Raw genomic sequence first — 25,540 nt, 5'->3', positions numbered from 1 at the left:
CGTTTTCGCCATTACGCATGTGCTCATGACGATGACCGCCACCCCCTCCGACAACAGTCAGGCCAAACGGAATGTCGCCGTTCTGGTGGCCGCGCAGGCCTTGCTTGGCGCACAGATGCCGATGATCTTTATCGTCGGTGGGCTGGCCGGCCAATCATTGGCAACCAATCCTTGTCTGGCGACTCTGCCCATATCATTGATCGTCCTTGGCTCAATGCTGGCGGCGACGCCGATCTCGGCCATTATGCAACGCTGGGGTCGCCGTGCTGGATTTCTGGTCGGGGCAACGGCGGGCGCTTGCGGCGGGCTTGTCGGCGCGTATGGCTTGTTTCTGGGATCATTCCCAGTGTTCCTTGCTGGCAGCCTGCTGACTGGCATTTACATGAGCGCGCACGGTTTCTACCGCTTTGCCGCCGCTGACACCGCATCAGACGCGTTCCGTCCCAAAGCGATTTCCTACGTCATGGCGGGCGGTCTGGCAGCGGCAATCATCGGACCTCAGATCGTCAAATTGACCTCGACCGCGTATGTCATTCCATTCCTCGGCACATACATCGCTGTCATCGCAGTGAACGTCATTGGCTCGGCCCTGTTCTTTTTCCTCGACATTCCGACCCCGCCCAAACCTGCGGCCGATGCCCCCAAAGGCCGGTCCCGGATCGAGCTGCTGAAGACGCCGCGCATCGCGGTTGCGATTATCTGCGCCATGGTGTCCTACGCGCTGATGAACCTTGTGATGACATCGACACCGCTGGCCGTCGTGGGCTGCGGGTTCAGCGCCAATGACGCGGCGGATGTCGTCACCAGCCACGTGTTGGCGATGTACATTCCCAGCTTTTTCACCGGACAATTGATTGCCCGTTTTGGGGTCGAACGGATCGTGGCACTGGGCCTTCTCATACTAGCTGCGGCCGGAGTGGTGGCTTTGCAGGGCGTTGAACTGGGTAATTTCTTTGTCGCGCTGATCCTGCTGGGTATCGGCTGGAACTTTGGCTTTATCGGCGCAACCACCATGTTGGCTGAATCGCATGACGTCAGCGAGCGCGGACGCATGCAGGGGCTGAACGACTTGCTGGTGTTTGGTGGCGTCACGTTTGCCTCGCTGGCTTCGGGCGGGCTGATGAACTGTTCCGGCGGCTCTCCAATCGAAGGTTGGACCGCGGTGAACGTCGCGATGGTCCCCCTTCTGACTATGGCGGGCGGCGCGCTTTTGTGGCTGACGATGCGGCCCCGAACAGCCTAATCGTTAAGGTTCAGTATCGGTGCAAAGGCACCTAATTTCTGTGCCTCGGCGATCCCCTCATCAATGTGCATGCGGTAGATATCCCACATCTGCCGCCTCAGGGTGCGACCTTCGTCTGTAATGCGAAGAACCTTCCCCCGCCCATCCCCAGCTGCAGCATGGCGTGTCAGCAACCCGTCTTCCGCCATCCGTGCGACCTGACGAGAAAAGCTGGACTGATCAAACAGAAGTTGCTGCTCTAGTTGCTTGGGGCGCAGACCGTCCGGCGATCTCTCTAACTCCCACAGAACATCATACCAGTGCAGTCGTGGATATCCGGCTGCCACCAGCGCGCGCTCAGCCCGGGAAAAGATCCGGGTGCGTGTCTGGTTCAGTGCGATCCAAGCCGCCTCTCGTTCTTCAAATCCGCTCATCACGCCTCCGCGAGGATTGTGGTTTTTCTTTGCTCATCATTTTAGATGCATTTACATGTTAATCATCAACCCTGCAAATCAGAGAAATGTCATGAAGCTGTTTACCGCATCTGCCCTCGTTTTGGCACTGGCCACGCCAGCCTTTGCCGAAACCTATCACTTTGATCAAAGTCACACGGAAATCCGGTTCTACTACAACCACGCGGGACTGACCGAACAATCCGGCGAATGGACCGCCGTATCCGGCACCGTCGAGTTTGATCCCGAAAATGTCACCGCAACCAGCGCGGATATCACAATCGACGCCTCAAGTGTCGAAACCGGTTGGGGGCCGCTCAACGATCACCTCAAAAGCGGTGATTTCTTCGACGTCGAGGCTTACCCAAACATCAAATTCGTCTCGACCTCGGCGGTGCAAACCGGTGCAAGCACCCTGCAAATGATCGGAGATTTGACAATCAAGGATCAGACCAAGCCCGCAACGCTTGAGATCGACCTGACCTTCATGGGTGAACATCCCCTGGCTGGATTCTTCGATTACTACAAAGGTGACTGGGTTGCCGTCGAAGCCGATGGCCAACTTTTGCGCAGCGAGTATGGCGTCGGGATGTTTGCCCCGGGAACGTCGGACTTGGTGCAACTGAAAATCTCGGCCGAAATGCGCGCCGGCGGCTGGGAGTAACTACCAGCGCCCCGTTGCCGCCTGCACCATCAATGACAGGCGGCGGCGGATTTCACCCGGCCCAAGGGTTCCTGAGGCGACCTTATCCGGGCGCGCAATGACCTGCTTTAGAACCAATTCGGTTTGCCAACCGGCATGCAGAGCGGCAGCAGCTTTTGCCGAAACCAAGTTTCGCTGAGTACGTGCCCGTTTCAACCGCCCGTGCGCTTTTTCAGCCAGACGCTGAACACCCGCAGGCGTTCCATCCAGCAGCGGAATTCGCCCGCGTGCTTCGAGGTCTGGGATGGCGCGCAACCAGTTGGCTACCCCAACGGCATAGCCAAAGTCCCGCACGACATCCTCATCCGCCGACCCCAGCGCCTGTGCCGCTACTACCGTGAGCGTGCCTGCGCTGTGGTTTATGTACGCGTCGAAATGATCTTCGTCCTCGAACGGGTCGCGATAAATATCCCAACGCCTTACAGCCACATATTCATCCATCATCGACGCAAGATGAGGGGACAAGACACGCGACAGCGGTGTGACGACCTCGTGCCGGCGAACAGTCGGACCCTCGGCAATCTCCTGCAAGGCATCGCGCCACCATTGCAGGCGCATCTCGGCAATCATCGGCTCTTGCGTCACCCAGGGTGCCCGGGCGACTTCGATGTTCAGCGCATAAATCGGAAACAACACCGCCCGTGCGGAAACCGGGGCCGCCATGGCAGCCATGAACCGGTCGGGATCGGCCTTGTGTAACAGCGCTGCACAGGCCTTGACGTCATCGTCAAATGGAGCACTCACTCGGCGACTGCCGACTGTGGGCCGCAATCACGCACCAGTTTCCATTGGATCGCGTCCAGCAACGCCTCGAACGAGGCATCGACTATGTTCGCGCTGACGCCAACGGTGGACCACCGGCGACCCTGCCCATCTTCACTGTCGATGATAACGCGGGTTACAGCCTCGGTGCCGCCCTGCGTGATACGCACCTTGAAGTCGACAAGATGCATGTCGTCCAATATCCGCGAGTATTGACCAAGATCCTTGGCCAGCGCCTTGGCCAGCGCGTTCACCGGACCCCGGTCGCCGCCGGACCCATCCAGAGACTCGCTGACCGACAGTTTCTTTTCGCCGTCGACCTTCACCACAACAACGGCCTCGGACAAGCTGACCATTTTGTTGTACTTGTTCTTGCGCCGTTCAACGGTGACCTTGTACCGCTTTACCTCGAAGAACTCGGGCAGTTGACCCAGTTCGTCCCGCGCCAGCAACTCAAAGCTGGCCTGCGCGGTGTCGTAGGAATAACCTTCTGCCTCGCGCAGCTTGATCCGTTCGAGGATGCGGCCCAAGGCCGGGTCACCGGATTCGACCGACAAACCGGCCTCGATCAAGCGCTGGCGCAGGTTCGACTGCCCCGCCTGGTTCGACATCGGAATGATCCGTGTGTTCCCAACCGACGCCGGATCCACATGTTCATAGGTCGTCGGGTCCTTAAGGATCGCGCTGGCATGCAGCCCAGCCTTGTGCGCAAAAGCCGACGCCCCGACATAGGCGGATTGTTTGCTGGGCACCCGGTTCAGGATCTCGTCCAGCATGCGGCTGACGCGGGTCAGACCCGCCAGGGCCTCTACACTGACGCCGATGTCAAAGTTCGATGCATAAGGTTCTTTCAGCAGCAGCGTCGGGATCAATGAGGTCAGGTTCGCATTTCCGCAACGCTCTCCCAATCCGTTCAAGGTTCCCTGAACCTGCCGCGCGCCCGCATTGACAGCCGCCAAAGAACAGGCCACCGCGTTTTCCGTATCGTTGTGGGTATGGATACCCAGCCGGTCCCCCGGCAGGCCCGCCGCGACCATCTCGGACACGATCTGCGACACTTCCGCGGGCAAAGCGCCCCCATTGGTGTCACACAAAACGACCCAGCGCGCACCGGCATCCATCGCGGCCCGGCAAACCTCAAGCGCATAGGTTGGATTGTCCTTGTAGCCGTCAAAGAAATGCTCGGCATCAAACAGCGCCTCGCGCCCCTGCGCTACGATATGTGCAATCGAGGCGCGTACGTTCTCGACATTCTCATCCAATGAGATGCCAAGCGCATGGGTCACGTGGTAATCGTGCGACTTACCCACCAGACAGACAGCCCGCGTACCCGCGTTCATCACCGCCGCCAGAACATCGTCATTCTCTGCCGACCGGCCAGATCGCTTGGTCATCCCAAAGGCCGTCAAGCAAGCTGACGTCTTGGGAGCCGCATCGAAAAACGCACTATCCGTCGGGTTCGCCCCCGGCCAGCCGCCCTCGATATAGTCTACGCCCAACTCGTCCAGAGCCTGCGCGATCTGCACCTTCTCAGCGGTCGAGAACTGCACACCCTGTGTCTGCTGCCCGTCGCGCAGGGTGGTGTCGTAGAGGTAGAGGCGTTCTTTGGTCATCATACGCCCTCCAGCTTGGCCGCATCGAACCCTGTGCCCGGAACCAGTTCGACACCGTCCTTGCTCATTCGTACTTCCAGACCAGCGGCCAGGTAAGCTGCCTTTAGGCGATCGACCTCCGAGAAGTCTTTGCTCTGCATTGCACTCGCCCGCGCATCAGACAATCTGTCTGCATGAGATGAAAGATCCACCGAAGCCGTATCAGCCCACGCACCCATTTCTTGCGACAACAGACCAAGTAACTGAGCACCCGCCAGCAACGAGGCCGCATCACCATCCGCCGCCAAACGGTGCAACTCCGCCAAAGCACCCGCCGTGTTCAGGTCGTCCCCTAGCGCAGCAACGACTGCGGGTGCAGCGCTGGCGGCGGGCTCGATGCCCGCTGTCAGCGCCCGCCACTTGCGCAGCGTCGCCTCAGCCTCACGCGCCTTTTTCTCGGTCCAGTCCATCGGCTTGCGATAATGGGTCTGCAGGAAGACAAACCGGATCACCTCGCCCGGCACACCCTGTCCCAACAAGTCATGCACGGTGAAGAAATTGCCCAGCGATTTGGACATCTTCTTGCCTTCAACCTGCAACATCTCATTGTGCAGCCAGTACCGCGCGAACTCACCATGCGGATGGGCGCATTTGCTCTGCGCGATCTCGTTTTCATGGTGCGGGAACATCAGGTCGTTTCCGCCACCGTGAATATCAAAGCTCTCGCCCAAAAGCTCATAGCTCATTGCCGAGCATTCGATGTGCCACCCCGGACGACCACGGCCCCAAGGGCTGTCCCACCCCGGCAACTCATCGGTCGAAGGCTTCCACAGCACGAAATCCATCGGGTTCCGCTTGTATGGCGCAACCTCAACCCGGGCACCGGCGATCATGTCATCGACAGACCGCCCGGACAAAGCGCCGTATTTCTCTTTCCAGCTGTCCACGGCGAACAGAACATGCCCCTCGGCTGCGTAGGCGTGGCCCTTTTCGATCAGGTCCTCAATCATCGCGATCATCTGCGCAACGTATTGCGTCGCGCGCGGCATAGCTTCTTCATGGCGCTCATCCCGAATTGAGGGTTTCAGCGCCCCCAACGCGCCCATGTCGTGCAGATACCAGCCGATGGTCTCATCCGACCGTTCCTGCACCAACTGCTCCAGCGTTCCAGCGGCACCCGCTTTCTGACGCGCCAGCGCGGTCGCGTTGATCTTGTCATCCACGTCGGTGAAATTGCGTACATAGGTCACGTGATCCGCGCCGTAGACATGGCGTAGCAACCGATAGAGCACGTCAAACACCACCACGGGTCGCGCATTGCCCAGATGGGCGCGATCATAGACCGTGGGGCCACAGACATACATCCGCACGTTATCGGCACTGATCGGAACGAAATCCTCTTTCGTCCGTGTCCGTGTGTTGTGCAGTTTGATCGTCGTCATCGGTCGGCTCCTAAAGACAGCAGATGCTTGCGCTTGGCGCGGGCTTAGCAACTTGTCTCAGGGATGAAAACGAAAGAAACCGGCCCGCTTGATAAATCAGCAGGTAATGCAGCAGATAATGATGCAGGTCATACGGTTCATGTCCTTCCCCTAGCATGGACAACGCGTTCAGCCAAGACTTGAGTTCAATCTCAAGGTGACGCACCCTTTCGACCATGAGCCGAGAATTTGTCAATTCCATCTGCCGCACGTTTCCAGGCGCTGATCTTTCCGATCCCTGGGGCGGAGGCCATGATGCCTGGAAGGTTGGCGGCAAGATGTTTGCCTGCATCGGCACTGCCAACGATGGCGTGTCCGTCAAAACGCCTGATATCGAGACGGCTCAGATGCTGATCGAAGCAGGCGTCGGTACCAAAGCCCCCTATTTTCATCGCAGCTGGATCCGCCTGCCGTTTGACTGTGACGAGGATGAACTGCGTCATCGGCTGGCCACATCCTACGATCTGGTGCGGTCTTCCCTGACGAAAAAAGTTCAGTCCACTTTGCCCCCACGAAGCTGATTGACATTTTCCAATGCCTCTGGCCCATTCTGCGCTGAAGACAAGATCGGAGCGTGCCATGAAACTGTCGCAGCGTATCACTCATCTGACCGGAGGTGGCAGTGATGGGTGGGATGTATTTTACCGCGCGCGCCGGATGATCAGCGAAGGGCACGTCATTACTGAACTCACCATTGGTGAGCATGACATTCGCACGCACCCGACCATTCTGGATGCCATGGATCTATCGGCACGTCAGGGAAACACCGGCTACGCTGTGGTGCCCGGGTCGGATTTGCTGCGCGATACCGTTGCGGCGCGCATTCAGGCCCGCACTGGTCAGAAGACCTCACGCAACAACGTGTTGATCACCCCGGGCGGCCAATCTGCCCTGTTCGCTGCCCACGTGGCGGTGTGCGATCCCGGTGATGTCGGTCTGTATCTCGATCCCTATTACGCGACTTACCCCGGCACGATCCGGGGCGCCGGTGCGACAGCCCGCGCCATCCAGACCACCGCCGAGGATGCATTCCAGCCGCGCGCGCAGCAGATCGATGCGGCGGCAGATGGTGCGGTTTCGCTGTTGATCAACAGCCCGAACAACCCCACTGGTGTCGTATATTCCCGCGAGACGCTGAACGGTATCGCAGATGTTTGCCGTGCCCGCGACCTGTGGCTGATCTCGGATGAGGTTTATGACACGCAGGTCTGGGAAGGTGAGCATATCTCGCCACGTACCCTGCCCGGAATGGCCGAACGTACGCTGGTTGTCGGTTCGATGTCCAAGTCACACGCGATGACCGGGTCCCGATGCGGTTGGGTGGTCGGCCCGGAGGAGGTGATCGCCCATCTCATCAATCTGGCAACGCATACAACATACGGCGTGCCCGGGTTCATTCAGGACGCCGCCAGTTTTGCTTTGAGCGCGGGCCATGATCTTGAAGAGGAAATCGCCGCCCCGTTCCGGCGTCGTCGCGCGTTGGCGGTCGAGATTCTTGCCAACCAGAACACCATCGGCCTCGTGCCGGCACAGGGTGCGATGTACCTGATGCTGGACATCCGCGCAGCGGGGCTAAGCGGTGAGGCATTCGCCAACGCATTGCTGGATACACACGCAATTGCCGTCATGCCCGGTGAGAGTTTTGGCACAGCGGCGGCAGGACACGTGCGCGTTGCGATGACAATTGACGACTACCGCTTTGCTGCAGCACTCAGAACGATTTGCGAATTCTCCGCCGTCCTGGCGGAAAGTCACGCGGCAGAATAGACGGCCTTAAAACCGGAAGGTTGTACGCAGGTTGAACACGTTGGCGTCAACATCGCCCTGGCTTCGGGTGACGTCGTTAAAATTCTGACGCAAGGCCTCACCGCTGATGACGAAACTGTCGCCGATAGGATAGGCAATTCCGATCCCGTACACTGCGGCGGTGTCATTTTCGGGCGACGCATCCAATCGGGCCGCGCCCACAACAACATAGCCCAGGGCCGGTCCAAAATCATAACCACCGCGCAACTTAAGGCGGGTCAGACTGTCCACGCTACCTTCACCCTGCCCCAGATCCAGAGAAAGTCGATTGTATTCCAGTTCACCGCCAAGAACGAAATTACCGAAGTCATGATCATAGCCGACATGCGGGCCAAAAGTCGTATCGTTTCCGCCAGAACTGTTTGGGCCATCTACATCCGCATAGCCAAAGCTAAAGCCCGCATACGCCCCCGTCCAATCCTCTGCATATACCGGTGCAATGCCGATTGTCAGGCAGGTGGTCATGAGGGCCATCAGGGCTTTCATCAACCTCTCCAAAATTCCTTGCAGCGCGCCCGACAGATAACGGGCTTCATCACATAAAACTTGGTCTGCAATCGTTAAAAATCCATTGAGATCACGGACCACTCTTAAATAAGTGATAGAAGCTTAACAGAATTTCCCACATTCGGGAAAAAACTTTACGCCACGGCAAGAACGTGATGCGGACAAGGCACAACACTTCGTTTTTGGCCCCTCAGGTCGCAAACAGGACAGATTGTGCGCCCTCGTATTGAGAGAGTTTACATCACTAATTGAGGACCCGCATGCAAAGTGACGTTTGGAAGATTCGCCTGATCAGCCGTACCATTGGTGCGGATCGCGGGCGTGCAGCGCGTGGGCGGCCGGTTGTGGTCTAAGTACACTCACCCTGAACGTACTTTCTCGACCGGACTTAAAATTATGAACGAACAATCCCGAAATACATCGCGCAGCGGCGGGCGTGCCGCGCGCCGTGCAGCCCGTGCCACAGCACTGCCTGAGCATCTGCGCCCGATCCGCCCCGGCATGAATGGCGGCACGCTAAAGGTACTGACCCCGGCGCAGATCCAGCGTATTCACCAAGCCGCGCTGACCGCGCTGGAAACCATTGGTCTGGCGGACGCCCCGCAAAGCGGGATCGACTATCTTGTCGGCGCTGGCTGTATCTTGGGTGACGACGGGCGTATCCGCTTCCCGCGCGCTTTGGTGGAAGACACGATAGCCAAGGCCAATCGCTCGGTCACTTTGCATTCCCGGGACGGCAATTCCGATCTGGAACTGTCGGGCAACCGCGTCCACTTTGGCACCGCCGGGGCGGCCGTCAGCATGGTTGATGTGCACGGTCAGGAATACCGGGATTCGACCCTTCAAGACCTGCACGACGCGTCCCGAATCTGTGAACAACTTGAAAACATTCACTTTGTTCAGCGCCCAATGGTGTGCCGCGACATCGCCGACAACCTCGAGATGGATTTGAACACGGTCTACGCCACCACGTCCGGAACGTTCAAACATATCGGCACGTCGTTCACCGAACCTAGCCACGTGGCCCCTGCGATTGAGATGCTGCACATGATCGCTGGTGGCGAGGATAAGTGGCGAGAACGGCCCTTTATGTCGAACTCGAACTGCTTTGTTGTTCCGCCGATGAAATTCGCAACCGAAAGCTGCGAAGTCATGGAGGAATGCATCAAAGCGGGCATGCCCGTTTTGCTGCTGTCAGCAGGAATGGCCGGCGCTACCGCGCCCTCGACAATCGCCGGTGCAATCGCGCAAGCCACCGCAGAATGCCTGGCCGGATTGGTTTACGTAAACGCCGTAAGCCCCGGTGCACCCGCGATTTTTGGCACCTGGCCCTTTGGCCTTGATCTGCGCACAGGCGCGATGTCCATCGGTTCCGGTGAACAGGCACTGCTGACCGCGGGCTGCGCCCAAATGCACCACTTCTACGACCTGCCGGGCGGCGCAGCCGCCGGTGCATCGGATGCGAAACTGCCCGACATGCAAGCCGGGTGGGAGCAGATGTGCTCGAACGTCATGGCCGGGCTTTCGGGTTTGAACATGGTGTATGAGTCCGCAGGCATGCATGCCTCGCTGCTGGGATTCTGCCATGAAAGTCTGATCCTCAGCGATGACCTTATCGGGCAAGCGCAACGCTGTGTACGCGGCATCGAAGTGACGGACGAAACGCTGGCACTGGATCAGATGGCCGAAGTTTGTATCGGCGGACCCGGTCACTATCTGGGAACCGATGCAACGCTGAGCCGCATGCAGGCGGACTATGTCTACCCAACTTTTGGCGACCGGTCGTCTCCGAAGGAATGGGTTGAAATTGGCAAACCCGATTTGATCGAAAAGGCGGTGAAGCGGAAGGAAGAGATTCTCTCGACGCCGTCTCCGGCCAGATTCGATCCGCTTTTAGATGCCGAACTACGCGGCAGATTCAACATTTACTTACCCGCGTAACCCATTGAAATATGGCGGCCCGTGGGGGTACGGGCCGCCAATACCTTCGCGGGATTAGCCGTTGCTGGGCGGTAGCAACCCTGCTTCCTGCGCGATGGCAATTTCATCTGCGTCCAGCGACCCGTCGCCGTTGGCGTCCATCGCCGAGAAACCATCGGCGTCAACCTCGGGCAGAACGGCCTGAACTTCTTCTATGGTCAGAACTCCGTCGCCGTTGGTGTCCGCCGAGGACTGCGCAGCAGCCATCGCCGGCAGGCCCAATACGAATGCGGAAATGATTGCCAGGTTTTGCGGTTTCATTGTGATGCCTCCTAAGTGGTATTTGTGTGTGTTTTCGTCCGGACAGGCACCACAGACACCAAATCGATGAACGTCGTCACCCCAACCCGGCAACACGTCCTGTTTCGCGCCATTCTCCGCGTGTTTGTACGAGTCGCGTCTGCAATCAACCGCTGGGCGAAACGTACAATCTACGTTTCGGCGGTTCTTGCCCGACGCACCTGTGCCGTTCCGGCAAGGCCCTGCCTAAATCACCGACTCGGGGGGCAAAAAGAAAGGGGGCCGAAGCCCCCTGTCAGTTTCGCCATCCAGGCTCCATTCGTTGACCGCCCGGTGTTTTGTTTGCCTGCGGCCTGGACGTCGCATGGGACGAGCGCACCCGTCCCGTGAGAGAGTGGGAAAGAGCAAATATTCCGCCCCACCCTGTTCCCGGTCGACACGGGCATGTCGACCGAGTGGACCAAGGCGTATTTGGTAAGTCTCAACGCCTTGCTCCGTGTTCGTCGGGATCGGACATCCGAGGGGAAACCCTGATCCCTACACCCCGCCTGACGGGGCGTTTTCCTTAGCTACACCCGCTGGTTGCGCCGCAGGTGTTGCACTTCATGCAGGTGCCATTGCGCACCAGCGTGTAGTTTCCACATTCGCCGCAAGGATCGCCCTCGTACCCCTGCATCTTGGCCTTGGTCCGTGCGTCCATGCCCGTGGCAACGGCAGTTTCCGCAACCGGAGCTTCAAATTGCGCGGCCGGTTCTGCCATGCCGTTCACTTCAGGTTGGCCGCCGTTGAACACCACCAGATCCTGCGGCAGACGTTTGCGCAGATAACCGGTCGAGCTGATTTGTTTTAACACTTCCAAGGACTTGGACGCGGCGCTGTCGCTGATCTCTGATACGTTGGACAGACCATCTTCCTCGCCCCGGCCCAGATCATCAAATGTGGCACCTTCGGGTTTCACATGGGCCAGATCGGTGCGGTCCAGATAGGACACGGCCAATTCGCGGAAGATATAATCCAGGATCGACGTCGCGTTCTTGATCGAGTCGTTGCCCTGCACCATTCCCGCCGGTTCAAACTTGGTGAAGGTAAAGGCGTCGACGAACTCTTCCAGCGGCACGCCGTATTGCAGGCCAACCGACACGGCGATGGCAAAGTTGTTCATCATCGCCCGGAAGCCAGCGCCTTCCTTATGCATGTCGATGAAGATCTCGCCCAGCTTGCCGTCTTCGAACTCACCCGTCCGCAGATAGACCTTGTGGCCACCGACGATCGCTTTTTGGGTATACCCCTTGCGGCGATGCGGCAGTTTCTCACGATGGCTGCGGATGATTTCCTTGACGACGACCTTCTCGATGACTTTCTCGGCGAGAACGACGGCTTTTTCATGGGCCGTGCCGCTTTCCAGCACATCTGCTGCCTCGTCATCGTCCTCGACCAGTGCGGCCGCCAGCGGCTGCGACAGTTTTGAGCCATCACGATACAGCGCGTTGGCCTTCACACCCAGCGACCAGCTGAGTTCATAGGCTTTCTGGCAATCCTCGATGGTCGCGTCATTCGGCATGTTGATCGTTTTACTGATCGCACCCGAGATGAAGCTTTGCGCCGCGGCCATCATGGTGATGTGGCTATCAACCCCAAGGAAACGCTTACCTTTCTTGCCGCACGGGTTGGCGCAGTCGAAGATCGAATAGTGCTCTTCCTTCAGGTGCGGCGCGCCTTCCAGCGTCATGGTTCCGCAAACGTGGTCGTTGGCCGCGTCGATATCCGCCTTGGTAAAGCCCAGATGGCGCAGCAGGTCGAAGGTCGGATCATTTAGCTTGGTCGCCGGGATGCCCAGAACGCCGGTGCAGAAATCCTCGCCCAGTGTCCACTGGTTGAAGACGAACCGGATATCAAAGGCGCTTTCCAGTGCAGCATCCACCTTGGCCAGCTCATTTGGGCCAAACCCGTGACCGGTCAGCGAGGTGTGGTTGATCCCCGGCGCGTTGCCGATGGTGCCGTGGCCAACCGCGTAACCCACGATCTCTTCAATCTGAGACGAAGAATAGCCCTGCTTTTCCAGCGCCGACGGCACCGAGCGGTTGATAATCTTGAAGTAACCGCCACCCGCGAGCTTTTTGAACTTCACCAGAGCAAAGTCCGGCTCGATCCCGGTCGTGTCACAATCCATCACCAGACCAATGGTGCCGGTGGGCGCGATCACCGTGGCTTGCGCGTTGCGGTATCCGTTCTTTTCGCCAAGGCTCAGCGCCTCGTCCCAAGCCGACATCGCCAGATCGACCAGACGCTTGTCCGGGCAGTTGCCATGGTCCAGAGGCACCGGCTTCACGGCTAGTTTCTCATACCCATCAGTCACACCCTGCGAGGCACGGCGGTGGTTGCGGATGACGCGCAGCATATTGTCTGCGTTGCGCTCGTAGCCCTTGAACGGGCCAAGCTCTCCGGCAATCTCGGCCGAGGTGGCATAGGCCACGCCGGTCATGATCGCGGTCAGTGCGCCACAGATCGCCCGACCCTCATCCGAGTCGTAGCTGTAGCCCATGTTCATCAGCAGACCGCCGATGTTGGCATAGCCCAGACCCAAGGTGCGGAAATCATAGGACAGTTGCGCGATTTCCTTGGATGGGAACTGCGCCATTGTCACCGAGATTTCCAGCGTCAGGGTCCACAGGCGCGAGGCGTGCATGTAGTCTTCCGCCTGGAACTCACCATCCTTGAGGAAGGTCAGCAGGTTCATCGACGCCAGGTTACAAGCTGTGTCATCAAGGAACATGTATTCCGAGCACGGGTTCGAACCGCGAATCTCACCATCTTTGGGGCATGTGTGCCATTCATTGACGGTGTCGTGGAACTGAATGCCGGGATCGGCACAGGCCCATGCGGCGTGGCCGACTTTTTCCCAAAGGTCGCGTGCCTTGATTGTCTTGGCGACTTTGCCATCGGTGCGGTTGATCAGTTCCCAATCGGCATCTTTCTCAACTGCGGTCAGAAATGCATTGGTCACGCGGATCGAATTGTTCGAGTTCTGACCCGAGACCGAGCTATAGGCTTCCGAATCCCAGTCCGTATCGTAAGTCGGGAATTCAATGCTGTCGTGACCCTGCTTGGCATAGTCCAGAACGCGCTTGATGTAAGTTTCTGGGATCGCGACCTTTTTGGCTTCGCGAACCGCGTCCTTCAGGGCGTCATTCTTCTTGGGATCATACGCGTCGTCTTGCGCGCCGTCCCATGTGCGGATGGCCTCGAAAATGCCGTTCAGCATCTTCTCGTGCATCTTCGATCCGGCTACGATCGAGGCCACCTTCTGCTCTTCGATCACCTTCCACTCGATGAATTTTTCGATGTCAGGGTGATCAGCATCGACGATTACCATCTTTGCTGCTCGACGGGTTGTTCCGCCTGATTTGATCGCGCCAGCGGCGCGGTCGCCGATCTTGAGAAAGCCCATAAGGCCCGAGGACTTGCCGCCACCCGACAGCGCCTCGCCTTCTGCGCGCAAGTGGCTGAAGTTGGTCCCGGTACCCGAGCCGTATTTGAACAGGCGCGCCTCGCGCACCCACAGATCCATGATGCCGCCTTCGTTCACCAGATCATCATCGACTGACTGGATGAAGCACGCGTGCGGCTGCGGATGTTCATACGCGGATTTCGATTTGGTCAGCTTGCCGGTCTTGTAGTCGACATAGTGGTGACCCTGCGCGGGACCGTCGATTCCATAAGCCCAATGCAGACCGGTATTGAACCACTGCGGGCTGTTCGGCGCGGCGCGCTGGGTCGCCAGCATATAGCGCATCTCATCAAAGTAGGCGCGCGCATCCTCTTCGGTCGAGAAGTAGCCACCTTTCCAGCCCCAATAGGCCCAGGCACCTGCCAGACGGTCAAAAACCTGCTTTGAAGACGTCTCACCATCGAACTCCGCGCCATCGGCCGGGACCGAGCGCCACAGGAATTCGGGGACGTCTTTCTCTTTTACTTTCTTTAGCTTAGTCGGCACGCCCGCCTTACGGAAATACTTCTGCGCGATGACGTCGCTGGCAACCTGGCTCCAACGCGTGGGCACTTCGATATTGTCCAGGCGAAAAACGATGGTGCCATCGGGGTTTCGGATCTCAGACGTCGCTGAGACAAAGTCCAGTTCCGCATACGCGTCCTGCCCCGGTTTCGTAAATTTCCTGTCAATCTTCATGTCCGCACGCCCTAGATTCAATCAACTTGTCTTTCAGCGTCAGGTCCTCAGACGCGGACCGATCGCCATGCCGTATAAAATTGGGCGCAATAGACCAGCCGCTGCATTCCGCAGCGCAAAACCGATCAAACGGTTGCACGTTACTATGATGTGCTTTCCGACCCTCGCCCTGTGCCCTATTCTGGTTTTGATACCAGATTTTGTGGCAACCCTTCCGGCCCATACAACTTGACGTATCGACCCATAGATCGTCAACGCCATTTTTAGGTCATTTTTGATATCTTTTGTGTTGACCCATTTCTGACAACTTGCTTCCAGGCACCCTGTTCTGATTCCTCCACAGGTTCATCCACCAAGTACACCTAGCGTTTCCAAAAACCCGCAGGTAAATTAACTGTGTTTCCCGGCATAGTTATCGGAATTTGATAATCTAACGCTAAGGTGTCCACGTTGAATAAGAATCACGAAGCGGTCATTTTGAACCGCGGCGTCAGGTAACCCGCCGGGCGCGATCACTCAAAGGGGAGCGGACAGATGTCGTTGTTACGTTTACTTCCGATTCTGGCCCTGATCGTGGCCTGCACACCACAAGATGTGCGCCCTCCGGCACGCAGCGCCCAGTTCGAAGATTTTCCCAAAAGGCTGTTCGACACGTTCGAGATAAGCTGCGACGGCCCGGGTGAACGCTTTGAAAATACCGGGAATCGGGTTTTCGAATGCACCGAGCTTCTACCTCCGGACATGACCGCTTTTCTGATTCTAAACTATGACGGTTACCCTCAGGATCTGCCCAAAAGCGTGATGCGGCTGACAACGACCAAGAACAACTCGGGCTACCGTGTCGATGCTGAGCTGTATTTCAACGTCCCACGCAAAAGCGGCCCGTCGGTAAAAGTACCAGTGGAAAGCGAAACGCTGGATAAGGCGCTTGGCGCGCTTTACCAAGCGTTGGGTGGATCGCCAACATAAGTGAAAGAAGTGGTCGGGGCGGCAGGATTCGAACCTACGACCCCCTGTACCCAAAACAGGTGCGCTACCAGACTGCGCCACGCCCCGAACCGTGCGCCTTCCTAACCATGCCAATCTGATTTGAAAAGCCCTAACAGGACCAAATTGCAGGACCTTGCGAAAAAATTTCGTGCCGCATGACGGTTCCGGGCTTAATCGAGTAGCGCGCGGCCAGTCCCGCGTTGATTTCGAGAACCGCAAAGACGGAATCGCCACCTTCGATTGGCGTCAGATCACCGGGAATCGCACCTTGGTGGACATGCGTCACGGTTCCGGCACGATCGAGGAAAATGATGTCCAGGGGAATCAGCGTGTTCTTCATCCAGAACACCACGGGCTGCGGCGGGTCAAAAACGAACAGCATGCCCGAACGGTTTGGCAGCGACTCGCGGAACATCAATCCACGCGACCGATCCTGCGGGCTAATCGCCAATTCGATATTGAAACGGATCTGCGCCGAGTCGTTTTTGATGTCGATCTGATCAGGCTTGCACGCAGCCCAAGTCATCCCGGACCAAAGCAACAAAACCGCTAAAAGACCCGGAAAAAACTTAGGCATGAATCACTCAGTCGTCCAGAGCAGCTTCCCAGGCCAGCACCTGAGCCGCCATACGTCCACGCTTGCCACTGATGACACGCATCGCGAGGGCCTCGCCCGGCTGCAGATCTGACAGGCCAGAGCGGCGCAGTACTTCGATATGCAGGAACACATCTTCACCACGGCCAAAAACATTGGCAAACCCAAAGCCTTTGCCTTTGTCGAACCATTTGACTCGCGCGGCCTCTAGAGGGGCAGCGGCGATCTCAACCGGATCAAGCTCAGCAAAATCGGCCAGCATCATCGTGTCCGTCCGCGCGGGCGGATCGACACTGATGACCTCAACCGCCTGAACGCCACGGTCCGTGCGATGGGTCATGATTTCTATGCCTGCACCATCCGCGACCGAGCTTTGGCCGAAGTTGCGCAACACATTGACGTGCAACAAAATATCCGGACCGCCATCATCAGACACAACAAATCCGAAACCCTTTGCAGGGTCGAACCATTTCACGTGTCCACGGACGCGGTACATGTTGTTCAGATCTTCTGGCACGGCGTTCCCATCGCGAAAATTGTCATTTCGTTAAGGGTCCGATGTGTATGGGAATGGCGCGCAAATTCAAGCTGAAAAAACCTTTTGTTTTCGGCCTCTTGCATTTCACGATACGCGAACGTCATGGATTTAACCTCTGTATCTGCCAGTCGGAACCCACTTGATCCCGCTGCCATCGGAACCTGTCGTGCAACCGAAAGGCCCCATCGGCCCAGAATTCGATTTCGGTTGGCACCAGCCGATAGCCGCCCCAGAACGGCGGGCGTGGCGGGTTCGGGCCCAACTTGGCCGTCACCTTGGCCACCTCGGCCATCAGAACCGAGCGACTGCTGAGAGGCTGAGACTGCTTGGACGCCCAGGCCCCCAATCGACTTTTTAGCGAGCGGGACGCATAATACTCATCCGCCTGCGGCCCGCTTTCTCTGGTTATTGTACCACGAACTCGGATTTGCCGCCGCAGAGATTTCCAATGCATCACAAAAGCAGCTTTTCCGGCGCTGTCCAACTCGGCCGCCTTGGCACTTTCGTAGTTGGTGTAGAACACAAAAGCTGCCGGTTCGATCTCTTTCAGCAGAACCATGCGCACATTTGGCATGCCGTCCGAATCGACGGTCGCCAAAGCAATCGCGTCCGGATCGTTCGGTTCATTCTCTTTGGCCTCAGCCAGCCACCGCCCCGCTATTTCAAACGGATCGGTGCCGGCAAATATGCCGCTACGTTCGCTCATTCCCATCCCCTGGAAACTAATAAAGCCCACCCTAGGGCGAGAACCCGCCACGGGCAAGAGCGCGCGGCCTTGATGCAGCGCACCCAATGGCATAAACCATCCCAACATAACGCGAAGACAGGCGGAGAACCAAACATGTCAAATCAGTTGATGGCCGGCAAACGCGGCCTCATCATGGGACTGGCCAATGATAAATCAATCGCATGGGGAATAGCCCGTGCCTTGTCCGAATCCGGAGCAGAGCTGGCTTTTTCTTATCAAGGCGACGCACTTAAGAAACGCGTTGATCCACTGGCGGCACAGCTTGGCAGCGAAATTGTTCTGCCCTGCGACGTCAGTGACGAAGAATCGATTGATGCTCTGTTCACATCTCTGGAAGAGAAATGGGGCAAGCTGGACTTTGTTGTTCACGCCATCGGTTTTTCGGACAAGAACGAACTTCGGGGCCGCTACGTCGACACGTCGCGTGCGAACTTCAAACTGACCATGGACGTGTCGGTCTATTCCTTCACCGCTGTGATGCAACGGGCCGAGAAGATGATGTCCGAAGGCGGCAGCGCAGTCACCCTGACCTATTATGGTGCTGAGCAGGTGATGCCGCACTATAACGTGATGGGTGTCGCCAAAGCCGCACTTGAGGCATCAGTCAAATATCTGGCCGAGGATCTGGGCAAGGACGGTATCCGCGTGAACTCGATCTCGGCAGGTCCTATCAAGACGCTGGCCGCCAGCGGTATCGGCGACTTCCGCTATATTATGAAATGGAACGAGTATAACTCGCCCCTGCGCCGCAACGTGACCATCGATGATGTTGGCAAATCAGCTCTGTATCTGCTGTCTGACCTCAGCAGCGGCGTGACCGGTGAAAACCTGCACGTGGATTCGGGTTATCACATTGTCGGCATGAAAGCCGTCGACGCACCAGACGTCGAAAAGGGTTAATGACATGAGCGCCAAGGATCGCCTGCCCCACGAAAAAGGGTTTCACATCAGCTGGGATCAGATTCACCGTGATTCCCGCGCCTTGGCCTGGCGTCTGGACGGGCAAGGTCCGGACGACGGCGCATGGCGCGCAGTTGTGGCCATCACCCGTGGCGGTATGGCACCTGCGATGATCGTCAGCCGCGAGCTTGACATCCGGACCGTCGACACGGTCAGCGTGCGCTCGTACCACCATCAGGACCAAGGCGAAGCCGAGGTTCTGAAAGCCCCCGATGCCCAGCTGATGGGCGACGGCGAAGGTATTCTGATCATCGACGATCTGGTCGACAGCGGCAAAACGCTCGAGCTGGTGCGCGCAATGTACCCCAAGGCGCATTTCGCGACAGTTTACGCCAAGCCCAAGGGTCGTCCGATGGTCGACACGTTCATCACCGAGGTCAGCCAGGACACCTGGATCTTTTTCCCTTGGGATATGGCCCTGCAATATGTCGAGCCCTACCGCGGGACCGACTAAAAGAACCCTCTCAACCCACAAAGAGTGAGGCAAAGCCTTACCAAGGACAGGCCCTTCATGACCCAGTCCCGCACCACCGCGACATTTGCCCCTCCGGTCATGGAGGCGCGGCGCTGGTTGGAGGGGGTGGAGTTTCCTGATGACCGTCCCCTGATCAACGTCAGCCAGGCGGCCCCGGTCGATCCACCGCCCCTAGCGTTGCGCGAAGCGATTGCCAGCTTTGCCGTGACCGAAGACAGCGCCCATCTTTACGGGCCGGTTCTGGGCAATCCAGCCCTGCGAGCTGAACTCGCCCTTCAGATCGGGTCGCACTATGACGCGCAGGTGTCCAGCGATCAGGTGGCAATAACCTCGGGCTGCAATCAGGCATTTGCGGCTGCGATCACAGCGATCACCGATCAGGGTGACGAGGTCATCGTTCCGACGCCCTGGTACTTTAATCACAAGATGTGGCTGGACATGGCGGGCGTCCGAACCGTGGACCTGCCAACCGATGACGCTCTGCTGCCCGATCCGGACGCAGCCCGCGCTCTGATCACCGACAAAACCCGCGCCATTGTTCTAGTGACCCCGAACAATCCCGGCGGAGTGGAATACCCTGCCCCTCTGGTGCGCGCTTTCTTTGATCTTGCGCAGGAGGTTGGCATCCGGCTGATCGTGGACGAAACATATCGGGACTTCGACAGCCGCAGCGGCCCACCGCATGACCTGTTCGCCCAGCCTGACTGGGACGCAACCCTGATCCACCTCTATTCCTTTTCCAAAGCATACAGGCTGACCGGCCACCGTGTCGGCGCGATTGCGACCGGCACTGACCTGCTATCCGAGATTGAAAAGTTTTTGGACACAGTCGCCATCTGCCCAAGCCAGATCGGCCAGCACGCAGCCCTTTGGGGAATGCAGAACCTGTCGCAATGGCTGGCAGGTGAACGCGATGAGATCCTCGACCGCCGCGCCGCAATTGCCGAGCTGTTGCCAAGCCTGACGGACAAGGGTTGGCGGCTATTGGGTCTGGGCGCTTATTTCGCCTATTTCGAACACCCGTTCGATATCCCATCGGACGAGCTAGCCCAACGACTGGTCCCCGAGGCCGGCATCCTGCTGCTGCCCGGCACAATGTTCATGCCCGAAAATGATCCGGCCGGAAAACGTCAGGTTCGTATCGCATTTGCCAATCTGGACCGCGCCGGACTGGGGCAATTGTTCGAACGGCTGGCTGCTCTGTCCTTCTGAGCTTGCTCCCCGACGGTGCGCGTCGTATTCAGGGCCGCAACCGACGGGGCAGTTACTTGCCGACAAAAGCACGAAGAGGGCACAATGGCCGCAGGCGTAAAAAAGTTATCAAAGACCTTTGTCTGGATTCTCATGGGCCTTTTGATGCTCGGACTTGCAGGGTTTGGCGCAACCAGCCTCTCTGGCACCGTGCGGTCGGTGGCCCAGGTAGGGAATGAGGATATCTCGGTTGATGACTATGTCCGCGAGCTGCAGCGCGAAATTCGCGCGGTTGAACAACAGACAGGCCAGCCTTTGCAAATGTCGCAGGCCATTGAGTTTGGTCTGGATCGCCTTGCCTTGTCGCGCCTGACGGCTTTAGCAGCGCTGGACAATGAGGTCGGTATGCTGGGCATCTCGATCGGCGATGAGAACTTGCAAGAGGAAATTGTTGCGATCCCGGCTTTTCAGGGCGTCAACGGCACATTTGACCGCGACGCGTATCAGTTCCAACTGGAACAGGTCGGCATGTCCGATACCGAGTTCGAATCGGACCTGCGCAAGGAAACATCCCGCACAATCGTGCAGAGTGCCGTGGTTAGCGGTGTGAAGATGCCCGAAGCCCTCACGCAGGTGTTGACCGACTACGTTGGTGCCCGCCGCAGCTTTACCGTCGCAACTTTGGCTCCTGACGCCCTGCCCGCACCTGTTGCCGCCCCGACCGACGAGCAGGTCCAAACGTTTTATGACGAGAACACCGAGCTGTTCACCCTGCCTCGCACCAAAAAGCTGACTTATGCGATCCTGTCGCCCGAAATGCTGCTCGACGACGTGGAAGTCGACGAGGATTCGGTTAAGCGTCTGTACGAACAGCGAGCAGCTGAATTCCAACAGCCCGAGCGTCGCCTGGTCGAACGCCTGACCTTTCCGGATAAGGAAGCAGCACAAACTGCCATGGCTCAGCTAGAGGTCGGCGGTGCAACCTTCGAACAACTGGTTCGGGATCGCCAGCTTGAGCTCAGCGATATCGATCTTGGCGACGTCACCCGCGAGGATCTGGGCGAAGCCGCCGATGGAGTCTTTGCTGCCGATCTGGACGCTGTTGTCGGCCCGCTGCCTTCTACCTTCGGACCGGCACTGTTCCGCATCAATGGCTCGCTTGCCGAAAATAAAACGTCGTTTGAAGATGCAGCCCCTGCCCTGCGCGAGGAATTGGCAGCCGATCGCGCCCGTCGTCAGATTGAGGCGCAGGCCGAAGATATCAATGACCTGCTGGCCGGTGGCGCGACTTTGGAAGAACTGACGTCCGAGACAGAAATGGAGCTGGGCCAGATCGACTGGACCGCGCAAACCGGTGAAGGCGTCGCCGCCTATGACGGGTTCCGCAGCGCAGCCGAAGCAGTACAGGATGGCGACTTTCCCGAGGTCGCGTTTCTTGAAGATGGCTCGATCTTTGCCCTGCGTCTAAATGAGGTTCTTGAACCCCGACCGGAACCGATTGATACCGCACGTGACCGCGTTGTTGCTGCCTGGACCCAGGCCGAAACCAACAAGGCGTTGGAAGAACAGGCAAATGCTGTTCTGGAGCAGGTGCAGACCGACGGTGACTTTGCCGCCACCGAATTGCCGTTCAGGGTAGAAAACGCCCTGACACGCACGGCCTTTTTGGAAGATGTGCCCGCAGATTTCATGCCTCAGGTCTTCGAAATGGAACAAGGAGATCTGCGCGTCATTCCCGGTGCCGGAACCGCGTTTATCGTGCGTCTGGACGAGCTGCTGCCGCCTGCCGAAACAGATGAGCTGCGTCAGGTCCAAGCGGCCCTTACCGCGCAGCTGGATCAGGCTTTGGCCCAGAACATCTTTGATGCCTTTGTCCGCGATGCACAGGTCCGTGCCCGTCCCGTCGTAGATCAGCAGGCCCTGAATGCTGTTCAGGCGAGCTATTAAAAGAGGCTGAATATGGCGCTGACCCCCGACTTCGACAGCTTCGCCCGCGCCTATGAGGCAGGCGAGAATCAGGTTGTCTACACCCGCTTAGCCGCTGATCTGGACACGCCGGTTTCCTTGATGCTCAAGCTGACAGGCGCGCAGAAAGACGCGTTCATGTTGGAATCGGTTACCGGTGGTGAGGTTCGTGGCCGCTATTCGATCATCGGGATGAAGCCGGACCTGATCTGGCGGTGCCAAGGCGAGACGTCTGCGCTGAACCGTTCGGCCCGGTTCGACCCTGACGCGTTCTCGCCCGAAACGGGCAACCCGATGGATAACCTGCGGGCGCTGCTGGCGGAAAGTAAGATCGACCTGCCGGACGACCTACCCCAAGCCGCAGCCGGGCTGTTTGGCTATCTCGGCTATGACATGGTGCGGCTGGTGGAATACCTGCCCGATGTGAACCCCGATCCGCTTGGCCTGCCTGATGCCATCATGCTCAGACCCTCGGTCATCGCGGTACTGGACGGCGTCAAGGGCGAGGTCACGGTTGTGTCGCCTGCATGGGTTAGCGAGGGGCAATCGGCCAAGGCTGCTTATGCACAGGCCGCAGAACGTGTCATGGACGCGGTGCGCGATCTGGAACGCGCCATGCCCGCCGAGACGCGCGATCTTGGGGATGCCTCCGAGGTGGCCGCACCGGTGTCGAATTTCACTAAATCCGGCTATTTGGAAGCGGTCGAAAAGGCCAAGGAATACATCCGCGCGGGCGACATCTTTCAGGTTGTTCCGGCACAGCGCTGGACTCAGGACTTTCCGCAACCTCCCTTCGCGCTCTATCGTTCGCTTCGGCGCACGAACCCATCGCCCTTCATGTTCTATTTCAACTTCGGCGGCTTTCAGGTCGTGGGTGCCAGCCCCGAGATTCTGGTCCGCGTCTTTGGCGATGAGGTCACGATCCGCCCCATCGCCGGCACGCGCCCGCGCGGCGCGACCCCCGAAGAGGATAAAGCCAACGAAATTGATCTTCTGGCCGACAAGAAAGAGCTGGCCGAGCATCTGATGCTGCTGGATCTGGGCCGAAACGACACCGGGCGCGTGGCAAAGATCGGTACTGTGCGCCCAACCGAAGAGTTCATCATCGAACGCTACAGCCACGTGATGCACATCGTCTCCAATGTTGTTGGTGAGTTGGCCGAAGACAAAGACGCGCTGGATGCCTTCTTTGCCGGAATGCCTGCAGGCACCGTTTCAGGCGCGCCCAAGGTCCGCGCAATGGAGATCATCGACGAGCTAGAGCCCGAAAAGCGTGGCGTTTACGGCGGTGGTGTGGGGTATTTCAGCGCGGGCGGCGACATGGATATGTGTATTGCCCTGCGCACGGCCATCGTGAAAGACCAGAAGCTTTATATTCAGGCAGGCGGAGGCGTGGTCTATGACAGCGACCCCGAGGCCGAATTCATGGAAACCGTCCACAAATCGAATGCCATACGGCGCGCAGCTGCGGACGCAGCCCGGTTTACCGGCTCTGGCAACTCTTAAAGAATAGCGGCTGACCTCATGGTCAGCCGTTTTTCCTCTTCAGCCTTACTGAGCTTCTTGCGTCATGACCGCTGAAATCGGGGCCATGGCCACGCGGCCACCGCGATCTTCCAGCCCCCATAGCAACAGGGCCGAGATAGTGTCCGGGCGCAGCCGTCCCAACATGACGACAGTTCCCTGCTGGCCAGCCCGGAACGCCGCTTGATCCAAGAAACGTCGCATGATCGTGGGGTCCTGACGGGCACCGTCGATGTCGCGAAAGATGACCCCGGAAGGGATGCCATTGCGAGCGGCCAGTTTCTGGACAGTGTTCAGGCCATTATCCTGGGTGATTAGCCCGCGCCCGGTATCACCGGCAATTGCGGCCACCTGATCGGCCAATTTGCGATTGCCCTGAATGCCGGTTCCCACGCCTTCCAGAATACCAACGGTTTCCGGCAGAGTGTCCAGCCAGACAGCCATCGAAACCTCAGCATCTTGTGCGCTGGCCGCCTTGGGCAAGTCGGCAAGGGCCAGAACCTCGAAACCCGCTGCGCGATGGCGGGCCATTTTTTCGGCCGCATCGGGATCAGACGGGCTGACGGCAAAGCTCAGTGGGTATGGGAAATCCTTCAACGCCTCGGCTCCAAAGGCCCCTTCATCATCAATCAAAATGATCGACATAAGCGGTTTGGCCTCGGGGTTTTCGAACTTGGCGGCATAGGCATCAATTGGCTTACCGGGCAGAAGTACCGCGGGTTGCTCGTCCGCTGAAACCGGCGCGTCATCGCGTTCAGTCAACGGGACGACTCGTTTACCAATGGTCAGACCGTCAGTATCCGTTTCTTCACCGCCGATCTGCGGGACCGCTGCGATCCGGGGCAGCTTTTTAAGCTGTGGGTCTTCTTCCCCTTCTACCGCGATCGGGTTGTTCTCAAGCGGATCGACTTCTGGCAACTGCGGTTCGATTGCCGTGGGTTCAGGGTGCGGCTCGGGTTCATTTTCTGTTTCGATGATTGCCGGCAATGGCTCTGCGACTTCAGGCTGAGCCTCTGCTACCTCGGGCTGCGCCTGTTCTACTTCCGGCTCGGGCAGTATTTCCAGAACCTCCGGCGCAGGCTGCGGCTCCACCTCGACGATGGTTTCTTCTCCCTTGGGTGCAACCGGTGGCTCGGGCGCGGTTTCCGAGACGATCGGCTCACCTTCGGTGCTGGGCAACGGCTGCAATTGCGCAGGTGGCTGCGGCACAACCGGAGCCTCGTTTGAAATGGTTACCTCAGCCGTGTCAGGTATTTCGACCCCTTCGACCTGCGTGACGGCCTCACTGATCGTCGGCTCAGAGTCTGGCACAGTCTCCACGTCTGCCAACCCAGCCAGATTGTCCGTTTGATCCCCGGACGCATCGGATGTCACCGGCGGCGCGGTCACCAGATCGGCATCTGCCACCGTCTCAGCTGCTTCGGTGCTGACCTCGGGGGCCGCAGTCGGTGCAGGCTCGGGGGCCTCGGCGTTTACAACCGGTTTCCGGGTCAAAGGGGTATTCAGGGATAGTACCACACCAAGCAGACCAACAACGACCGCCCCTGCGATCATCCCGCCTAAAAATCCGCCCATCTTAACTGCCTCTCGCCTTCATCCTGCTTCGATCGCCTCAACGCCGTT

At 58.3% G+C, this 25,540-nt stretch carries 22 protein-coding genes and 1 tRNA gene; 11 read left to right on the top strand and 12 right to left on the bottom strand.

The window, feature by feature from the left end:
- Positions 1 to 25 precede the first annotated feature (25 nt).
- Entirely contained in the window at positions 26 to 1,243 is a 1,218-nt protein-coding gene (locus AC2FLA_RS09285) for an MFS transporter (protein WP_496721754.1), read from the top strand.
- Here the strand turns inward: AC2FLA_RS09285 and AC2FLA_RS09280 are convergent.
- Complete coding sequence (locus AC2FLA_RS09280; RefSeq protein ID WP_496721753.1) at positions 1,240 to 1,656, bottom strand: MarR family winged helix-turn-helix transcriptional regulator; 417 nt, start codon at positions 1,654 to 1,656, stop codon at positions 1,240 to 1,242. The two genes, AC2FLA_RS09285 and AC2FLA_RS09280, sit on opposite strands and share 4 nt — an antisense overlap.
- A gap of 91 nt (positions 1,657 to 1,747) precedes the next feature.
- Between AC2FLA_RS09280 and AC2FLA_RS09275 the strand changes: the two genes are divergently transcribed.
- Positions 1,748 to 2,338, top strand: coding sequence for a YceI family protein (locus AC2FLA_RS09275; RefSeq protein WP_496721752.1), 591 nt, complete (start codon positions 1,748 to 1,750; stop codon positions 2,336 to 2,338).
- Here the strand turns inward: AC2FLA_RS09275 and AC2FLA_RS09270 are convergent, their stop codons facing one another.
- Genes AC2FLA_RS09270 through cysS form a run of 3 tightly spaced genes read right to left on the bottom strand, consistent with a single transcriptional unit; the run spans position 2,339 to position 6,173 of the window.
- Positions 2,339 to 3,121: a squalene/phytoene synthase family protein gene (locus tag AC2FLA_RS09270; RefSeq protein ID WP_496721751.1), complete on the bottom strand. Its 783-nt coding sequence runs from the start codon at positions 3,119 to 3,121 to the stop codon at positions 2,339 to 2,341. It lies immediately after the preceding gene.
- Complete coding sequence (gene cimA / locus AC2FLA_RS09265) at positions 3,118 to 4,752, bottom strand: citramalate synthase (protein WP_496721750.1); 1,635 nt, start codon at positions 4,750 to 4,752, stop codon at positions 3,118 to 3,120. The genes AC2FLA_RS09270 and cimA overlap by 4 nt, the downstream gene beginning before the upstream one ends.
- Complete coding sequence (gene cysS / locus AC2FLA_RS09260) at positions 4,752 to 6,173, bottom strand: cysteine--tRNA ligase (RefSeq protein WP_496721749.1); 1,422 nt, start codon at positions 6,171 to 6,173, stop codon at positions 4,752 to 4,754. The genes cimA and cysS overlap by 1 nt, the downstream gene beginning before the upstream one ends.
- Positions 6,174 to 6,388: 215 nt before the next feature.
- Between cysS and AC2FLA_RS09255 the strand changes: the two genes are divergently transcribed.
- Together AC2FLA_RS09255 and AC2FLA_RS09250 are read left to right on the top strand one after the other, a co-directional pair.
- Positions 6,389 to 6,733 carry an MmcQ/YjbR family DNA-binding protein gene (locus tag AC2FLA_RS09255; protein WP_282151284.1) on the top strand — a complete coding sequence of 115 codons (345 nt, stop codon included), beginning with the start codon at positions 6,389 to 6,391 and terminating at the stop codon, positions 6,731 to 6,733.
- A 58-nt stretch (positions 6,734 to 6,791) separates the two neighbouring features.
- A complete protein-coding gene (locus tag AC2FLA_RS09250) occupies positions 6,792 to 7,979 on the top strand; it encodes a pyridoxal phosphate-dependent aminotransferase (RefSeq protein WP_496721748.1) in 1,188 nt (395 codons plus the stop codon).
- Positions 7,980 to 7,985: 6 nt separating this feature from the next.
- Here the strand turns inward: AC2FLA_RS09250 and AC2FLA_RS09245 are convergent, their stop codons facing one another.
- The gene (locus tag AC2FLA_RS09245) at positions 7,986 to 8,504 is read right to left on the bottom strand and encodes an outer membrane protein (RefSeq protein WP_496721747.1); all 519 of its coding nucleotides are present in this window, start codon (positions 8,502 to 8,504) and stop codon (positions 7,986 to 7,988) included.
- A 417-nt stretch (positions 8,505 to 8,921) separates the two neighbouring features.
- Between AC2FLA_RS09245 and AC2FLA_RS09240 the strand changes: the two genes are divergently transcribed.
- The gene (locus tag AC2FLA_RS09240) at positions 8,922 to 10,466 is read left to right on the top strand and encodes a trimethylamine methyltransferase family protein (protein WP_496721746.1); all 1,545 of its coding nucleotides are present in this window, start codon (positions 8,922 to 8,924) and stop codon (positions 10,464 to 10,466) included.
- Between the two features lie 54 nt (positions 10,467 to 10,520).
- Here the strand turns inward: AC2FLA_RS09240 and AC2FLA_RS09235 are convergent, their stop codons facing one another.
- Together AC2FLA_RS09235 and AC2FLA_RS09230 are read right to left on the bottom strand one after the other, a co-directional pair.
- Positions 10,521 to 10,766, bottom strand: a complete 246-nt coding sequence (locus AC2FLA_RS09235) for an EF-hand domain-containing protein (RefSeq protein WP_108859061.1) — start codon at positions 10,764 to 10,766, stop codon at positions 10,521 to 10,523.
- Between the two features lie 544 nt (positions 10,767 to 11,310).
- Entirely contained in the window at positions 11,311 to 14,931 is a 3,621-nt protein-coding gene (locus AC2FLA_RS09230; RefSeq protein ID WP_496721745.1) for a vitamin B12-dependent ribonucleotide reductase, read from the bottom strand.
- 534 nt (positions 14,932 to 15,465) lie between these two features.
- Between AC2FLA_RS09230 and AC2FLA_RS09225 the strand changes: the two genes are divergently transcribed.
- Positions 15,466 to 15,900: a hypothetical protein gene (locus tag AC2FLA_RS09225; RefSeq protein ID WP_496721744.1), complete on the top strand. Its 435-nt coding sequence runs from the start codon at positions 15,466 to 15,468 to the stop codon at positions 15,898 to 15,900.
- Positions 15,901 to 15,910: 10 nt separating this feature from the next.
- Here AC2FLA_RS09225 and AC2FLA_RS09220 read toward each other — a convergent pair.
- From AC2FLA_RS09220 to pdxH, 4 genes are all read right to left on the bottom strand, one after another.
- A tRNA-Pro gene (locus AC2FLA_RS09220) sits at positions 15,911 to 15,987 on the bottom strand.
- 43 nt (positions 15,988 to 16,030) lie between these two features.
- The gene (locus AC2FLA_RS09215; RefSeq protein WP_108858523.1) at positions 16,031 to 16,498 is read right to left on the bottom strand and encodes a DUF192 domain-containing protein; all 468 of its coding nucleotides are present in this window, start codon (positions 16,496 to 16,498) and stop codon (positions 16,031 to 16,033) included.
- A 7-nt stretch (positions 16,499 to 16,505) separates the two neighbouring features.
- Positions 16,506 to 17,012, bottom strand: coding sequence for a cold-shock protein (locus AC2FLA_RS09210; protein ID WP_496721872.1), 507 nt, complete (start codon positions 17,010 to 17,012; stop codon positions 16,506 to 16,508).
- 142 nt (positions 17,013 to 17,154) lie between these two features.
- Complete coding sequence (gene pdxH / locus AC2FLA_RS09205; protein WP_113790196.1) at positions 17,155 to 17,760, bottom strand: pyridoxamine 5'-phosphate oxidase; 606 nt, start codon at positions 17,758 to 17,760, stop codon at positions 17,155 to 17,157.
- Between the two features lie 135 nt (positions 17,761 to 17,895).
- On the opposite strand from pdxH, the gene fabI reads away from it, so the two are divergent.
- The 5 genes from fabI to trpE all read left to right on the top strand — a co-directional run bounded on the left by fabI (position 17,896) and on the right by trpE (position 23,899).
- Positions 17,896 to 18,702 carry an enoyl-ACP reductase FabI gene (gene fabI, locus AC2FLA_RS09200; protein ID WP_108858520.1) on the top strand — a complete coding sequence of 269 codons (807 nt, stop codon included), beginning with the start codon at positions 17,896 to 17,898 and terminating at the stop codon, positions 18,700 to 18,702.
- 4 nt (positions 18,703 to 18,706) lie between these two features.
- Positions 18,707 to 19,216 (top strand): xanthine phosphoribosyltransferase, encoded by a 510-nt coding sequence (gene gpt, locus AC2FLA_RS09195; RefSeq protein ID WP_113790194.1) that lies wholly within the window; start codon positions 18,707 to 18,709, stop codon positions 19,214 to 19,216.
- Positions 19,217 to 19,273: 57 nt separating this feature from the next.
- Positions 19,274 to 20,449, top strand: coding sequence for an aminotransferase (locus tag AC2FLA_RS09190; protein WP_496721743.1), 1,176 nt, complete (start codon positions 19,274 to 19,276; stop codon positions 20,447 to 20,449).
- 84 nt (positions 20,450 to 20,533) lie between these two features.
- The gene (locus AC2FLA_RS09185) at positions 20,534 to 22,375 is read left to right on the top strand and encodes a peptidyl-prolyl cis-trans isomerase (protein ID WP_496721742.1); all 1,842 of its coding nucleotides are present in this window, start codon (positions 20,534 to 20,536) and stop codon (positions 22,373 to 22,375) included.
- A gap of 12 nt (positions 22,376 to 22,387) precedes the next feature.
- Positions 22,388 to 23,899, top strand: a complete 1,512-nt coding sequence (gene trpE / locus AC2FLA_RS09180; protein ID WP_282168233.1) for an anthranilate synthase component I — start codon at positions 22,388 to 22,390, stop codon at positions 23,897 to 23,899.
- A 45-nt stretch (positions 23,900 to 23,944) separates the two neighbouring features.
- Here the strand turns inward: trpE and AC2FLA_RS09175 are convergent, their stop codons facing one another.
- On the bottom strand, positions 23,945 to 25,492 hold the full coding sequence (locus AC2FLA_RS09175) for a divergent polysaccharide deacetylase family protein (RefSeq protein ID WP_496721741.1): 1,548 nt from the start codon (positions 25,490 to 25,492) through the stop codon (positions 23,945 to 23,947).
- Positions 25,493 to 25,540 lie beyond the last annotated feature (48 nt).

The sequence above is a fragment of the Ruegeria sp. CDSA033 genome, from assembly GCF_059612305.1.
This window is presented reverse-complemented; position numbering and strand designations above follow the sequence as displayed.